General features: G+C 62.6%; 15 protein-coding genes. 10 read left to right on the forward strand and 5 right to left on the reverse strand.

What is annotated here, in order from left to right:
* The first annotated feature begins 63 nt into the window (after positions 1–63).
* The 7 genes from EKH80_RS00115 to EKH80_RS00145 all read left to right on the forward strand — a co-directional run bounded on the left by EKH80_RS00115 (position 64) and on the right by EKH80_RS00145 (position 7597).
* Positions 64–261, forward strand: coding sequence for a hypothetical protein (locus tag EKH80_RS00115; protein ID WP_126682706.1), 198 nt, complete (start codon positions 64–66; stop codon positions 259–261).
* 87 nt (positions 262–348) lie between these two features.
* Entirely contained in the window at positions 349–792 is a 444-nt protein-coding gene (locus tag EKH80_RS00120; RefSeq protein WP_126682707.1) for a MarR family winged helix-turn-helix transcriptional regulator, read from the forward strand.
* A gap of 46 nt (positions 793–838) precedes the next feature.
* Positions 839–1402 carry an isochorismatase family protein gene (locus EKH80_RS00125; protein ID WP_126682708.1) on the forward strand — a complete coding sequence of 188 codons (564 nt, stop codon included), beginning with the start codon at positions 839–841 and terminating at the stop codon, positions 1400–1402.
* Positions 1395–2801 (forward strand): DHA2 family efflux MFS transporter permease subunit, encoded by a 1407-nt coding sequence (locus tag EKH80_RS00130; protein ID WP_126682709.1) that lies wholly within the window; start codon positions 1395–1397, stop codon positions 2799–2801. The genes EKH80_RS00125 and EKH80_RS00130 overlap by 8 nt, the downstream gene beginning before the upstream one ends.
* A gap of 121 nt (positions 2802–2922) precedes the next feature.
* Positions 2923–4290 carry an exodeoxyribonuclease VII large subunit gene (gene xseA / locus EKH80_RS00135; RefSeq protein ID WP_126682710.1) on the forward strand — a complete coding sequence of 456 codons (1368 nt, stop codon included), beginning with the start codon at positions 2923–2925 and terminating at the stop codon, positions 4288–4290.
* A 224-nt stretch (positions 4291–4514) separates the two neighbouring features.
* Positions 4515–6164 carry an acetolactate synthase large subunit gene (locus EKH80_RS00140; protein WP_126682711.1) on the forward strand — a complete coding sequence of 550 codons (1650 nt, stop codon included), beginning with the start codon at positions 4515–4517 and terminating at the stop codon, positions 6162–6164.
* A gap of 2 nt (positions 6165–6166) precedes the next feature.
* A complete protein-coding gene (locus EKH80_RS00145) occupies positions 6167–7597 on the forward strand; it encodes an aldehyde dehydrogenase family protein (protein ID WP_126682712.1) in 1431 nt (476 codons plus the stop codon).
* 35 nt (positions 7598–7632) lie between these two features.
* Here EKH80_RS00145 and EKH80_RS00150 read toward each other — a convergent pair whose 3' ends face one another.
* Together EKH80_RS00150 and EKH80_RS00155 are read right to left on the reverse strand one after the other, a co-directional pair.
* The gene (locus EKH80_RS00150; protein ID WP_126682713.1) at positions 7633–8463 is read right to left on the reverse strand and encodes a methyltransferase domain-containing protein; all 831 of its coding nucleotides are present in this window, start codon (positions 8461–8463) and stop codon (positions 7633–7635) included.
* Positions 8464–8545: 82 nt separating this feature from the next.
* Complete coding sequence (locus EKH80_RS00155; protein WP_126682714.1) at positions 8546–9502, reverse strand: AraC family transcriptional regulator; 957 nt, start codon at positions 9500–9502, stop codon at positions 8546–8548.
* A gap of 189 nt (positions 9503–9691) precedes the next feature.
* Between EKH80_RS00155 and EKH80_RS00160 the strand changes: the two genes are divergently transcribed.
* Positions 9692–10753, forward strand: a complete 1062-nt coding sequence (locus EKH80_RS00160) for an NAD(P)-dependent alcohol dehydrogenase (RefSeq protein WP_126682715.1) — start codon at positions 9692–9694, stop codon at positions 10751–10753.
* A 54-nt stretch (positions 10754–10807) separates the two neighbouring features.
* On the opposite strand, the gene EKH80_RS00165 is transcribed toward EKH80_RS00160, so the two are convergent.
* On the reverse strand, positions 10808–11566 hold the full coding sequence (locus EKH80_RS00165; RefSeq protein WP_158628702.1) for a YdcF family protein: 759 nt from the start codon (positions 11564–11566) through the stop codon (positions 10808–10810).
* 92 nt (positions 11567–11658) lie between these two features.
* On the opposite strand from EKH80_RS00165, the gene EKH80_RS00170 reads away from it, so the two are divergent.
* Both EKH80_RS00170 and EKH80_RS00175 read left to right on the forward strand, forming a co-directional pair.
* On the forward strand, positions 11659–12246 hold the full coding sequence (locus EKH80_RS00170; protein WP_126682717.1) for an IMPACT family protein: 588 nt from the start codon (positions 11659–11661) through the stop codon (positions 12244–12246).
* Between the two features lie 80 nt (positions 12247–12326).
* Entirely contained in the window at positions 12327–14099 is a 1773-nt protein-coding gene (locus EKH80_RS00175; RefSeq protein WP_126682718.1) for an ABC transporter transmembrane domain-containing protein, read from the forward strand.
* A gap of 226 nt (positions 14100–14325) precedes the next feature.
* Here EKH80_RS00175 and EKH80_RS00180 read toward each other — a convergent pair whose 3' ends face one another.
* Together EKH80_RS00180 and EKH80_RS00185 are read right to left on the reverse strand one after the other, a co-directional pair.
* Positions 14326–14532, reverse strand: coding sequence for a cold-shock protein (locus tag EKH80_RS00180; protein ID WP_126682719.1), 207 nt, complete (start codon positions 14530–14532; stop codon positions 14326–14328).
* 151 nt (positions 14533–14683) lie between these two features.
* Positions 14684–15436, reverse strand: coding sequence for an S-methyl-5'-thioinosine phosphorylase (locus tag EKH80_RS00185; protein ID WP_126682720.1), 753 nt, complete (start codon positions 15434–15436; stop codon positions 14684–14686).
* Between the last annotated feature and the right edge of the window lie 83 nt (positions 15437–15519).

A 15519-nucleotide genomic window follows, 5' to 3' on the forward strand; every position in this document is an offset into this window, starting at 1 on the left:
TCCGAACGGAGCGGCCCGATGCTGCGCGCCAAGACTGCGGTGGCGAATGACCGATGAGCACGTGTGGATTCCCCTCATCTCAACTATGCGAGCCGGTTGAACCACCGCGAGATCGACGTGGTGATCGAAGATGCCAGCATCATCGCGCAACTGGCCGATCGCGATGTCCTGCGCAATGCCCAAGCCCGTGCATTGCTCAGAGCCGCACCGCTACTTACGGTGCTCGCAAAGAGTGAAGCGCTTGCGCGAATCGTGCGATAGCGACGATACGCGGCCCTAGTGCACCTGCGCGATCCGATATTGGCAGTTTAACTTGCAAGTTAAACTTTCTTTCTCTATGCTGCGCCCATGTCAAGCTCACGTCATTCCCCCGCACCGGTCGAAACCGTCGTCGCCGATCTGACCCTGGCCGTCGGGCAGCTACTGCGTCGGCTTCGCTCGGAAGCCAACCCGAACGAACTCAACTTTTCCCAGATGGGCGCCATGGCCAGGCTCGAGCAAAACGGGCCGATGGCGACCGCGGAACTGGCCCGCGCCGAAGCGATGAAACCCCAGTCGATGAAGGCCATCCTGGCCAGCCTGGAAGAAGAAGGCCTGGTCGAGCGAAAACCTCACCCCACCGATGGACGGCAGATTCTGTTCGAGCTGACGGCGGTAGGTGCCGAGGTAAGAAAACAGCGCCAGATTGACAAGCGGGCATGGCTGATTGCCGCGCTTGCGAAACTGGACCCGGATGAAATCCGCATCCTGGCCGCTGCGATTCCACTGATCAAACGACTGGGCGAAGGCTAATCGCAGTCCGTCCGCACCTCTATCCCCGCCGATAGGAACTCCCCTCATGAGCGCAACCCTACTCGACCCACAGACGGCATTGGTCGTCATCGACCTGCAAAAAGGCATCGCCGCCCTGCCGGTGGTCCACTCGATGGCGAATGTGGTGAAGCATGCCAGCGAATTGGCCGGTGCATTTCGCCGCCATGCGCTGCCGGTCGTTCTCGTCAATGTGGCCGGTGGTGCACCAGGCCGCACCGAACAAGCACCTCCCAGCTTGCCGTCATCCGCAGACTGGACCGAACTGCTGCCGGAATTGAACCCGCAGGCGCAGGACCACCGGGTAACCAAACGCACCTGGGGCGCCTTCACGGGCACTGGCCTGGAAGCCTATTTGAAGACCGCCGGCGTCACGCAAATCGTGCTGGCCGGCGTCGCCACCAGCATCGGCGTGGAATCCACGGCACGTTGCGCGCACGAACTCGGCTTCCACGTGACGTTCGCCATCGACGCAATGACCGACCGCAGCGAGGAAGCCCACAGCAACAGCGTGGCGCGCATATTTCCGCGCCTTGGCGAATCGGGCAGCACGAAGGAGATCATCGCCCTGCTCGACCAGCGACATGTCTGATGGGGATGTGAGCGCGCGCGACCCTGCCGGGCTACCAGCCGCTGATCGGCTCGATCCATCGATCTGGAAGATCAGCACGGTAGCCTTGCTGGGCGCCCTGCTCGCGCAACTCGATGCAACCATCGTCAACGTCTCGTTGGCCAGCCTGGCGAAGGAATTGCACGCCAGCCTGGCAACGATCCAATGGGTGACCAGCGGCTATCTGCTCGCCCTAACTCTGGTGTTGCCGTTGAACGGCTGGCTGGTGGATCGCGTTGGCGCCAAGGCACTTTATTTGTGGTGCTTTGTGAGCTTCACGCTGTCGTCGGCGTTGTGCGGACTGGCCTGGTCGGCGCAGTCGCTGATCGCGTTTCGCGTACTGCAGGGCGTGAGCGGAGGTTTGCTCGCACCGATGGCGCAGATGATGATCGCGCAGGCTGCGGGACGACACATGGCGCGCGTGGTTGGCTATGCTGCGGTGCCGGTATTGTTGGCCCCCATCCTCGGACCGGTGATCGCCGGCGCCATCCTGCAGCAGGCGTCCTGGCGCTGGCTGTTCCTGGTCAATCTGCCGATTGGCGCCCTGGCGCTCACACTCGCCGCACTGTACCTGCCCAACGACAGGCAGGCAGCGAAACGACGCGAACTGGACTGGCTGGGCCTGTGCCTGCTATCGCCGGCATTGGTGCTGTTTCTGCTCGGCTCCGAGCGCGCAGGCCAATACCAGGGATGGATCGCGCTGGTCAGCAGCGGCATATTGTTGCTCGGATTCGCGCGCGTAGCACTGCGCAAGGGCGATCGCGCGCTGATCGATCTGGAGCTGTTTCGCGGCAAAGTCTTTGGCGCCGCAGCCATCACTCAGTTCCTGTCCAACGGCGCGGTGTTCGCCGGCCAGATGCTAATTCCGGTGTTTCTGGTCCAGGCCTGTGGCCGTCCGCCCGCCGAGATGGGCTGGATGCTCGCGCCGCTCGGCCTGGGCATGCTGGTCAGCTATCCCTCGATGGGCGCGCTGACGGACCGATTCGGCGTGCGCTCGGTGGCGGCCGGTGGTGCCATGCTGGCGCTACTTGGAACGTTGCCGTTGGCGTATCTGGCACGCCATGGATTGAATCCGCACGTGCTGCTGCCCGCACTGTTCCTTCGCGGGGCCGGTCAGAGTGCGATCGGCGCACCCACCATTTCCGCCGCGTATGCCTCGGTCGATCGGCGCCATCTGCCGATGGCGACCACTTCGCTCAACATCGTGCAGCGTCTGGGCGGCCCTACGTTCACCACGTTGTGCGCGCTCTTTCTCGCCTGGATGCTGGCATCGCAACCCATCGGCCAGACTGCTGCCTCCGCTTACGCGTGGGCGTTCCTGCTGCTGTGCGCATTGCACACGCTCGTCCTCCTCACCACGATCAGACTGCCGCGTCGATGATCCCGACCGGACGCAATTTAGGCGACACTTCAGCCACTTGACGAATATGAATGATACTTAGCATGCGCATCATGCGCCAATGCGATGTTCCCCAAGCCATTCGTGCTAGTCTCCCGCCTCCATGCATGCGCCCGACGATTTCAACGAGGGTGCCGGCGGTAAACCGCCACGGCACGTTCTCACGCCCAGCACGCTCAACCGGCTGGTGCGAGGACTGCTGGAAGACGCCTTGCCGTTGGTGTGGATCGAGGGCGAGCTTTCCAACGTGGCGCGTCCGACTTCCGGGCATGTGTACTTCACCTTGAAGGACAGCCTGGCGCAGGTCCGTTGCGCCATGTTCAAAACCAAGAGCATGGGTTTGCGCTTCCGGCCCGCGGATGGCCTGCATGTACTGTTGCGCGCGCGCGTTGGCCTGTACGAGCCGCGCGGTGAATTCCAGCTGGTGGTCGAACACATGGAGCCGGCCGGAGAAGGCGCGCTGCAACGCGAGTTCGAACGACTGAAAGCGCAACTGGACGCCGAAGGCCTGTTCGCCCAAGAACGCAAGCGCCCCCTGCCCCGCTACGCACGCCGCATCGGGGTGATCACCTCGGCCACCGGCGCTGCGATTCGCGACGTGCTGAGCGTGATGGCTCGCCGCTGGCCGCTGGTGGAGATCGACGTGCTACCGGTGCCGGTGCAGGGCCGCGAGGCGCCGCCAGCGATCGTGTCTATGCTGCGCAAGGCTTCGGCGTGCGGCCGTTACGACGTGTTGTTGCTCACGCGCGGCGGCGGTTCACTGGAAGACCTGTGGGCTTTCAACGATGAGCAGGTGGCGCGCGCCGTTCACGCCAGCGCCGTGCCGGTGGTAAGCGCAGTCGGGCATGAGATCGACTTCAGCATAGCCGACTTCGTTGCCGATCTGCGCGCCCCCACGCCTTCGGCGGCAGCCGAACTGCTGGTGCCGGACATTCTTGCGCAACGCCGACACCTGGAGCAGTTGCGCCAGCGCATCACCGCGGTGCATGAGCGGCGCCTGCAAACACGCCTGCAGCGCATCGATCATCTGTTGGCGCGTTTGCAGGCACAACGCCCACAGGCGCGGCTGGAGCGCGATCGCCAACGATTGCTGCAGTTGCATCGCCGCCTGCTCGCCTGCCAATCGGCACAGCTGACGCGCAAATCGGTACGCCTTGAGCGCGTATACGCACGGCTGCTTGCCCTGCACCCACGCCAACGCGTCGCGATCCTGCGCCAGCAGCTCGAACAGCATGCGCTGCAATTGCGGCACCTGATCCAGCACAAGCTGCAACGCGAACAATTGAATCTGCAGCAGACCGCTCGCGCGATGCACGCTGTGAGCCCGCTGGCCACGCTGGAGCGCGGCTATGCGATCTTGTTCGATGCACAAGGCAAGGTGTTGCGGTCAGCGCAGAACGTAGCTGTGGATACGCCGTTGCGGGCAAAACTGGTGGATGGGGAACTGGCGCTGCGAGTCAGCAAGGAATAACAAATCCCGCGCGGCAATGCCCTCGCATCCACCTGATTGGCGTCGAATCTCAGCTGCACGATAGATCGTTCCCTCCCCTACTCCACGTAGGGGAGGGAGCATTGTGCAACTAGACCGAGTGCATTCGCGCAAGCGCATTCATTCTTCACACGAATCAAACGTATTCCCGCTTGAATCGAACTTTGGAGTACATATAGCGGCGGTATCTTTCGAGAGGACGATGCATGAAAGCTGCGTCACTGTTCGTAAAAGCGCTGGAAGCCGAAGGCGTGAGCTGCATCTTCGGCGTGCCTGGCGAGGAAAACCTGGACTTCGTCGAAGCCATGCGGGAGTCATCCATCCGCCTGATCGTGACCCGTCACGAGCAGGCGGCCGGCTTCATGGCGGCGACCTGGGGCCGGCTCACCGGCGAGGCAGGCGTGGCGCTGTCCACCCTGGGCCCGGGGGCCACCAATCTGGTGACCGCCGCCGCCTATGCCCAGCTGGGGGCCATGCCGATGCTGATGATCACCGGCCAAAAACCGATCCGCACGCACAAGCAGGGCCTGTTCCAACTGGTCGACGTGGTGGACATGATGCAGCCGCTCACCAAGTACACGCGCCAGCTGGTGTCGGCGGCGACGATACCCGCGCGTATCCGCGAAGCGTTTCGTCGCGCGGAGGAAGAACGCCCCGGCGCGGTGCATCTGGAGCTGCCCGAGGACATCGCCCGCGATGAAGTCGAAGACTACGTTCTGCTTCCCACCGAGTACGCACGCAGGCCCTCGCCTGACGATGCTGCCGTGGTGCAAGCCGCCGAAGCGATCAGCAGCGCGAAACACCCGATCCTGATGATCGGTGCTGGCGCCAATCGCCAGCGCACCGCGGTCGCCTTGCGCGCATTCATCGACAAGCTGGGCATACCCTTCTTCACCACGCAAATGGGCAAGGGCGTGGTCGATGAAGAGCACCCCTTGTGGCTGGGCAATGCCGCGCTTTCCGATGGCGATTTCGTGCACCGCGCGATCGATGCAGCGGACGTGATCATCAATGTCGGCCACGACGTGGTGGAAAAGCCGCCGTTCTTCATGCAGCGCGGACGGCGCACGGTGATCCACATCAACTTCTCCTCGGCCGAAGTGGACACGGTTTATTTCCCGCAGATTGAAGTGGTGGGTGATATCGCGCATACGGTGGAACGGCTGGCCGACGCGCTGAGCCCACAGGGTCATTGGAACTTCCGCTATTTCAACAAGGTGCGTGAAGCATTCCAGACGCAGCTTCGCCAGTATGCGGATGAAGCCCGTTTCCCCATGCATCCGGTACGCATAGTCGCAGACACGCGCCGCTTCATGCCCGACGACGGCATCCTTTGCCTGGACAACGGCATGTACAAGCTGTGGTATGCACGCTACTACAAGGCGCGCCAACCCAATACGGTGCTGCTCGACAACGCGCTTGCCACCATGGGTGCAGGCCTGCCTTCGGCGATGGCCGCTAAGATGGTGTATCCGGAACGCAAGGTACTGGCGATCTGCGGCGATGGCGGCTTCATGATGAACGCGCAGGAGCTGGAGACGGCGGTGCGCCTCAAGCTCGACCTGGTGATCCTGCTGTTGCGCGACGACGCCTACGGAATGATCCGCTGGAAGCAGGCCGATATGGGCTATGCGGACTACGGGATGCAATTGGGCAACCCTGACTTCGTGCGTTTCGCCGAAGCGCATGGCGCGCGCGGGCATCGTCCGGGCAGCGCAGATGAATTCCTCCCCACCCTGCAACGCGCCTTCGAGCAGGGTGGGGTACACCTGATCGATCTTGCCATCGACTATTCCGACAACCATCGCGTGCTCAACGAAGAAATCCGTAATCTGAGTGCCGCGGTGAAGGAGTGAACATGCTCGACAAAAGCTATCCGTATTACCTGGCCAACGAAGCGCGCACCTCACCCATCATGATGGAGGTGTACGACAAGTACAGCGGTGAAATCGCCACGCGCGTTGCCGTGCCGGATGAGCAAGCCACCGAGGCCGCCATTCGCGCTGCCGTGCAAGCCGCCGGTCCGATGAAGAAGTTCAAGCCGTGGGCGCGGCAAGCGGTTTTGCAGCACTGCGCGCAGCGCTTCCAGGAGCGCCATGAAGAGCTTGCGATGGCGTTGTGCATCGAGGCCGGCAAGCCGATCAAGGATGCCGCTGGCGAAGTGACGCGCCTGATCGAAACCTTCCGTATCGCCGCCGAGGAAGCGGTGCGCGTGAACGGCGAGACCTTGAACCTCGAACTGGCCGGACGCCTGGACGGTTACCACGGTTTTACGCGGCGCGTGCCGCTAGGGCCGGTATCATTCATCACGCCGTTCAATTTTCCGCTGAATCTGGTCGCGCACAAGGTGGCTCCGGCGATCGCCGCAGGCTGTCCGTTCGTGCTGAAGCCTTCGGAAAAAACGCCGGTCGGCGCTTTGATCATCGGCCAGGTGCTGGCGGAGACCGACCTGCCCAAGGGCGCGTTTTCCGTGCTGCCGCTGGACGGCAGGCACGCTACGCCGCTGGTGGAAGACGCTCGCCTGAAGCTGCTCTCCTTCACCGGCGGACAGATCGGCTGGGACCTCAAGGCGCGTGCGGGCCATAAGAAGGTCACCCTGGAGCTGGGCGGCAATGCGGCCTGCATCGTGGATGCCGATCAGGGTGCGAACCTGGACCGGCTGATCGAGCGGCTGGTCTTCGGCGCGTTCTACCAATCCGGCCAAAGTTGCATCAGCGTGCAGCGCATCTATGCGCATGCATCGCTCTACGAGGAACTGAAGCGGCGCCTGGTCGAAGCCGTCAGGCAGCTCAGGGCCGGCGATCCGAAGGACCCCAGCGTGTTCCTCGGCCCGATGATCGACGAAGCTGCCGCCACGCGCCTGGAAAGTTGGATCAACGAAGCGCAGCAGGCCGGCGGCAAGCTGCTGTGCGGCGGCAAACGCAAGGGCAACATGCTTGAGGCCACGGTGATGGAAAACGTGCCCACGGACGCCAAGGTCAATCGCATGGAAGTATTCGGGCCGTTCGTGCTGCTCGTGCCTTTCGAGCACATCGACGAGGCGTTCGCCATGGTCAATGACTCCGATTACGGCCTGCAAGCCGGCATCTTCACCAACCAGCTCAGCCATGCGATGCGTGCCTGGGACGAGCTCGAACAGGGCGGCGTGATCGTCAACGATGTGCCGAGCTTCCGCGTGGACAACATGCCATATGGCGGTTTGAAGCTGTCAGGCACGGGACGCGAGGGTGTGCGGTATGCGATCGAGGATATGACCGAGATAAGGTTGATGGTGATGCGGGAGACTTGATTTCTCGCACTGTAGGTTGGGGTGCAAACCCCAACTTACGCTGCCTTCGCGGTGATCGGCAGGCCAAACTTGTGCCGATGGATGATCCCCCATTCGGGATAGTCGGCATCGTGCAATCGAATATCGGTGAAACCCGCCTCGCCAAGCTGCCGGACCAGATCACCGTACGCATAGATTCGCAGCTCAAGAGTAGAACCATCGCCGCCATGGAAGCAAAGGTGGGTGAATCGCTGCTCCCTGCCATCCTCGGTAACGTTGACGAGGATGCGATTGGCGCCCTCGCCCTCGATCCGGTATTCGTAAAGATCCGGATAATGCTCGATCGTAGTCTCATGAAAGCCATATGGCACCGTGAGCGCGAGGATGCCTCCGGTCTTCAATAAGGCGCGCAGGTTGCCCAATGCGCGCCCAGTCGGTCCGTCCACATGCTCCAGAACATCGGAGCTGACGATAAAGTCGAACTGGCCAAGGTAATGCCGAGCCGGCGAGCAGATGTCCAGCTTGGGCTCGATATGGTAGAAAGTATTGAGGTAATCGAATTTGCGCCGCAAGAAATAGGCGTAGACGCCCGTATCGCTCATGCCGATCCCTTTGACGTGTTTGCGCTTTGGGATGCGCGCGAGGACCCGGACTCGGCCATCATCATCGAGTTCGGATTGCAAGGCCGCAACAATCGCACGGAACCGCAGCGTTGACCCGCAAATGGCACAACTGCGCATTTCGCGTTCCGACAAAACCTCAGGCGTGGCTATCAGTCGAAAACCGCAGATATTGCAGACGGGCTTTTCTGTCGTGGGTGTATTCGACGGAAAGGCCCGATGAAAAATGCCCTTCGTCACGTTTCGAAGGAGACTGCGTGGATACATACTGGCTCCCGCTCAGAGACCTTGATTCTAAATCAAAGTGCGCAAGGTGTGATCCGTAGAGCCATGACCGATCGCGGGGAATCTACACGGTAGCGTCAAGCTCCTCGCAGGCAACGTTTCCAATCGCCCGCAGGCGCATCACATCCCGCAACGGCGGCGCACCATGCTGCCGGCTGTATTCGCGGCTGAACTGCGAAGGGCTTTCGTAACCCACGCGGTGCGCGGCGGTGGCCACGTCGCAGCCTTGAGTCAACAAGAGGCGGCGCGCCTCGTGCAGGCGCAACACTTTCTGGTACTGCAGCGGACTCATCGCCGTGATCTGACGGAAATGATGGTGCAGCGATGAAGGGCTCATGTTGACCATGCCGGCAAGCTCGGCAATCCTGAGCGGCTTGTTGAAATGCTGGCGCAGCCATTGGATGGCCCGGGCGATTTGCTGCCCCTGCCCGCCTGCGGTGGCGATCTGCGCCAGGCGCGCGCCCTGCTCGCCGGTCAACAGCCGGTAGATCAGCTCGCGCTCGATCAGCGGCGCGAGCAACGGCAAGTCTTGCGGCGTATCGAGCAGCCGCGCCAGGCGCAACAGTGGATCGAGCACTTCCGCGCCGACCGGACTCAGCGCGATGCCGCGCGCGGTCGCGCTGGTCGGCCTGGACAGCTTCACCTCGGACAGCCATTCGCCAATGCGTATGGGATCAAGACGCAAAGTGATGCACAGGCACGGCTCCTGCACTGAGGCACGCACCACTTGGGCGGTGACGGGTACATCGATCGAATTGATCAGATAGTGACCGTACTCCTGCTCCAGGCGCTCTTCGCCCACCAGGACATGCTTGTTGCCCTGCAGAAGCAGGCCCAGGCAGGGTTCATACAAGGCACAGCTGCGGTCGTTGGGCGCGTCCGCGCGGAAGAACGAAAGCGCCGGCCAGGCCGTGGCCGTAACGCCCTCCAGCTGGGCGTATCGTTCAACGATAGCTGTCAATTCCTCGTAATCCTGCTCGAGGCGGGAAGGTATCTGGATGGGCTGGAGCTGGCTGTTCATGCGAAATACGGCCTGTCAGGAACAGGCAAAGATTGCCTGTTCCTGCAGACCAAGACGAGTCCCCGCAGGGACATTTTGCAGGATCGAGCAAGCTTTTAGCAGGATTCGGCTACCTGCCTTTTGTTGCACTACGCATACTTTGCTCCTTCAATGCATCCCCTCGCTCGGCTTCCCCCTTAGGAGAACTGCATGGCACTCAGCATCCGCGGCTACGCCGCGCAATCCGCTACCACCCCGCTGGCACCCCATCAATTCGAACGGCGCGATCCGCGCGCGGACGACGTGGTGATCGATATCCTGTATTGCGGCGTTTGCCACTCCGACATCCACCAGGCGCGCAATGAATGGGGCGGCTCGCTGTATCCGATGGTGCCCGGTCACGAAATCATCGGCCGGGTGGCTTCGGTGGGTGCCCAGGTCGACCGTTTCAAACCCGGAGACCTGGTGGGCGTGGGTTGCATGGTCGACTCCTGCCAGCACTGCGCCGCCTGTACCCAGGGCCTGGAGCAGTACTGCAAGGAAATGCCCACCTTCACCTACAACAGCACCGACCGCCGCGACGGCTTGATGACCTATGGCGGCTACTCCGAACGCATCGTGGTGAATGACAAGTTCGTGCTGCGTGTGCCGGACGGGGTGGATCCGAAATCCGCCGCGCCGCTGCTGTGCGCCGGCATCACTACCTGGTCGCCGCTGCGCCACTGGAAGGTCGGCAAGGGCCACAAGGTAGCCGTTGTCGGCCTGGGCGGCCTCGGCCACATGGGTCTGAAGTTCGCCAAGGCGCTGGGTGCCGACGTCACGCTGTTCACACGCTCGCCCGGCAAGGAAGGCGAAGCGCGCCGATTAGGGGCCGATCACGTGGTGCTATCCACCGATCCGGACCAGATGGCGGCCGTCGCCGGCCACTTCGATTTCATTCTCGATACGGTGCCGCACCAGCACGACCTCAACCCCTACCTGGCCACGCTGAAGCTGGATGGCGTGCACGTGCTGGTGGGCCTGGTGGAACCGGTCAATCCGCCCGTGCACTCCGGCGGACTGATCTTCGGTCGCCGCTCGCTGGCCGGCTCGCTGATCGGCGGCATCGCCGAAACGCAGGAGATGCTGGATTTCTGCGCCAAGCACGGCATCGGCGCGGATGTGGAGATGATCGGCATCCAGGACATCAACGAGGCTTACGGGCGGATGCTCAACAGTGACGTGCGCTATCGCTTTGTGATCGATATTGCGTCGTTGAAGACGGCAGCTTGATGCCGTTGCTCCCTCCCCTGCTCGCAGGGGAGGGAGTTGTTCTTGGTGATTGGGTCAAGGCGCCCCATACCTGCTCGGCGGCGCATTCCACCCCATCGCGTTGTACATGTAGTACGTCAGCACGCCGACGTATTCGTGCAAGGCCGATTCGGTCAGCGCCACGTTCCAGCCATTGGGAAACCACGTCAATCGCGCATCCTCGTAATCGGCCCGCACCGGCAGCGCGTCGATGCCAAAATGCAGGAAGAATTGCTGCGACCTGCGCATATGCACGGCTGCCGTCACCAGCACCACCCGCTGTGGGGCATACGCCTTGAGCATGGGCTGCAAGAATTGCGCGTTCTGCCAGGTGTTCATGCTGCGCGTTTCGAGCATGAGGTCCGAACGATCCACGCCCATGCCCAGCAAGACATCACCGTATGCCTTCGCTTCCGTTACGCCATAGCGAAAGGGATCTCCGCCGCTGACGACCAGCCTGCAATCGTTGCCGGTCTGCTTGCATTCGCGATACAGCGCATAGCCCTCGGCAAGCCTGCCGCCCGCGAACACCGTGGGACCTACTTCATTCGTCGCGACAACGCGCGATGTACCGACGCCCAACACGACAATCGCGTTGCGTGCCGCCCAGGCCACCTTCGGCCGGGTCGCATAGGGCGCCTGCAGGCGCGTAAGCAGCCACGCCGGCAGGGGCCCGCAGCCGCTCGCCAGGAACAGCCCGAAGGCGACGCCGTAGCACAACCAGCCAGCACGACCGCGACGGAAGCGGCTAAGTACGTAACCCAGCAGGCAAAGCAGGAACAACAGCAGCAGCATGCAGGCCTCATCCCGATCAAAAGCGGGCAGCGTAACGCATTCGCGAGGAATGCCCATGTGACCGCCCAGTTCAATTCCCCTACGCTACATCCATGTTGCACACCCTTGCCGCCCCGTTTGAGCACAGCGAAGAGATTCGCAAAAGCCGCTTTTTGGCCCAGGCTGCCCCAGTGGAGACACCGCAGCAGGCACTGGCGTACGTACAGCGTGTGAGCGATGCCTCCGCGACACACAACTGTTGGGCGTACCGCATCGGCCAGGACTATCGCTTCAACGACGACGGCGAGCCGGGCGGCACGGCCGGGCGCCCCATCCTGCAAGCGATCGAGGGCCAGGGCATGGACCGCGTGGCCGTGGTGGTGACCCGTTGGTACGGCGGAATCAAGCTCGGCGCCGGCGGCCTGGTGCGCGCCTACGGCGGCACCGCCGCCGAATGCCTGCGGCTGGCCTCGCGCACACCGATCGTAGCCATGGCGCGGTTGGAGCTGCGTTGCGATTTTGCCGAGCTTGCCCTGATGAAGGCCCGGCTGAAGGAGCTTGGGGCTGAAATCGAGCAGGAAAGCTTCGCGGCCGACGGCGTAACGCTGCGGATGCGTCTTCCGGCCGACCGCGCGGGCGAGGCCAAGGCACGCATTGTCGACATAAGCCGTGGGCGGAGCGAGGCGCACGCGTTGGATTGAGCCATGCTGGTTAGGTCTGGGTGGATTGAATCAACCCGGGCCATCCCAATCTGACCTCAGATCCCTCACCTCGAAACCCCATGAGCACCACGCCCGCGAACGATCCCAAGCCCCGTCGCCGCATCGGCTCCCTGAAGCTGCTCTGGCCCTTTATGAAACCCCATCGCAGTCTGGCGATGGGCTGGCTGGTATTCCTGGGCCTATCCTCCAGCGCCACCCTGGTGCTGCCGATGGCGGTGCGGCACATGATCGACCATGGCTTTCGTGGTTCCAGCCTCGCGGCGATCAATACCAGCTTCATGGGGCTGTTCGCGGTCGCCCTGGTGATGGCCTTTGCCACCGCCGCACGCTTCTACTGCATCTCGCTGCTGGGCGAACGCACGCTCGCCGCCTTGCGCGCAAAGCTGTATGCGCACGTGATTCGTTTGGACGTGAGCTTCTTCGAGCGCAACCGCGTCGGTGAATTGATTTCGCGCCTGGGCACCGATACGGAAGTGGTGCAGGCGCTGGTCGGCTCCGGCATTTCGGTGGCGTTGCGCAGCGCCGTGATGCTGGTCGGTGCGACGGCGGCGATGATCTGGACCAGCCCACGCCTGGCCGGTCTTACCGCGCTCGTCATTCCGGCGGTGGTGCTGCCGATCCTGATTTTCGGCCGCCGCGTGCAGAAGCTTTCGCGCGCCAGCCAGGACCGCCTGGCCGACGCTGCGGCCGTCGCCAATGAAACGCTCAATGCGGCCCCCGCAGTTAAGGCCTATGCGCGCGAAGGCATCGAAAGCGAGCGCTATGGCAACGCCATCGGGCTTGCCCTGGCGACCGCGCGTCAACGCATCGGCATGCGTACTTTTCTTACGGCCGCGGTGATCGTGTTGTTCTTTGGGGCGATAACGCTGGTGCTATGGGTAGGCGCGCGCGATGTATTGGAGGGCAGCCTGGATGCCGGCGTGCTCGCACAGTTCGTGGTGTACGCCATGCTTTCCGGCGGTTCGATGATGGGCCTTTCCGACGTGTGGGGCGACGTGCTGCGCGCCGCCGGAGCGATGGAACGCATCGGCGAATTGTTCCATGAAGAAGCCGGCATCGCCGATCCGCCGCATCCGCAAGCCCTGCCGCAGCCGGTGCGCGGCGCCTTGCGCTTTGAAAACGTCGAATTCCATTATCCCACCCGACCGGACGCCCCTGCCCTGCACCAGTTCAACCTGGACGTCCGCCCCGGCGAAACGGTGGCGCTGGTCGGTCCTTCGGGAGCCGGCAAAAGCACGGTATTTGCATTGCTTTTGCGTTTCTATGATCCGCAGCGCGGGCGCATCTGTTTCGACGGCATCGATCTGCGTGCCGTGAGCCTGCCCGAATTGCGCGGCGCGATTGCCCTGGTACCGCAGGAAACGGTGATTTTCGGCGGCACTACCGCCAACAACATCCGCTTCGGCCGACAGGACGCCAGCGACGAGGAAGTCCACGCCGCAGCCCGCGCCGCGGAGGCCCACGATTTCATCCAGATGCTGCCCGACAGTTATGACGCCGAACTTGGCGAACGCGGCGTGCGCCTGTCTGGCGGCCAGCGCCAGCGCATTGCCATTGCACGCGCCATCCTGCGCAATGCGCCGTTGCTGTTGCTGGATGAAGCGACCTCCTCGCTGGATGCCCAATCGGAAGCGGCCATCCAGCAAGCACTGGAACGGCTGGAAAAAGGCCGTACCACCCTGGTGATCGCCCATCGCCTCGCTACGGTGCAGCGTGCGGATCGCATCGTCGTCCTGGATGGCGGACGCATCGTTGCGCAAGGCACGCACGAAAGCCTGCTCGCCGAAGGCGGCCTATACGCGGAACTGGCTCGGCTGCAGTTCGTGGCGTAGGCAGGGATGACAGTCCCAGCTGCCTGCATCGATCTAAAATTCGTTTCGAAAAGAAAGCCCTGCTACTGCAGGCCTCCCTTCCCCTTGGGAAAGGGAGCATCCAATAAAAGAAAGCCCTGCTACTGCAGGCCTTCCTTTCCCTTGGGAAAGGGAGCATCCAATAAAAGAAAGCCCTGCTACTGCAGGGCTTTCTCGTTGGAACTGCATGGTAACAACAACGGCTTGATCAGCCTGCGAGCTCGACCCCGGACGCCTGGGCACCCTTCGGGCCCTGGGTCACTTCGAACTTGACGCGCTGGCCTTCCTGCAGGCTGCGGAAGCCCTTCGAATTGATCGCAGAGAAGTGGACAAACACGTCCTCCCCACCGTCCTCGGGCGCGATGAAGCCGAAACCCTTGGCATCGTTGAACCACTTGACCGTACCGAAACGCATTTGCGTGAACCTCTGAATCTAAGGACTGGATGCACCAAGTCTCTGCGAGAACCAGCTCTACCCCTAGGTCCGCCGCCCCTGGCACAGGAGAAGTATCCTCATCTTTTCAGGCAAAGCGCAATATGCACCCCCGCACAGCCGACTAGAATGCTCACCTTTTGAGCAATTCGGCAAGGAGGGGGGGGACCTCCGCGGTCGCCGCGGCCAGGTGCGCAAAGATCTCCTCGATGCTGATTTCCGCCTCGTCGCCACAGCCCGCAGCGAAATTGGCAACCAGCGCAAGGCATGCGTAGTCCAGTTCGAGTTCGCGCGCCAAGGCCGCCTCCGGCATGCCGGTCATGCCGACTAGGTCGCAGCCGTCACGCTTCATGCGGGCGATTTCCGCACGTGTTTCCAGACGCGGTCCCTGGGTGGCGCCATAGCAGCCACCGTCGATCACCGCGATACCCGCTCGTTTTGCCGCTTCCATCAAGGCGACACGCAGGGAGGCCGTATACGGTTCGCTGAAATCGATATGCCTGACTTCGGCGCCCTCCACGTCGCAAAAGCTTGTATAGCGTCCATGCGTGTAATCGATGATCTGATCCGGCACGACCACGGTACGCGGCCCCATGTCGTGGCGAATGCCGCCCACCGCATTCACCCCCACCACCCGGCGCGCGCCCAGATCGTGCAAAGCCCACAGGTTGGCGCGGTAGTTCACCCGGTGCGGCGGCAAGGTATGGCTTTCGCCGTGGCGGGCCAGGAAGGCGATGCGATGCCCGGCGAAGTCTCCCACCACCACGTCGCCGGAAGCCGGGCCATAGGGGGTGTCGACGCTTTGCCGTGTGGCGTTTTCCAGACCAGGGAACTGATACAGGCCACTGCCGCCGATGACGGCGAGGTCAAGGGGGAGATGAGTCATTGAAAGCTCCTTGAAAATGACGAACCGTCATTCCCGCGCACGCAGGAACCCATTTTGATCTGATGCGAAAAGCTGAAAATGGA

The organism is Dyella choica, assembly GCF_003977665.1.
Lineage (GTDB): Bacteria > Pseudomonadota > Gammaproteobacteria > Xanthomonadales > Rhodanobacteraceae > Dyella_B > Dyella_B choica.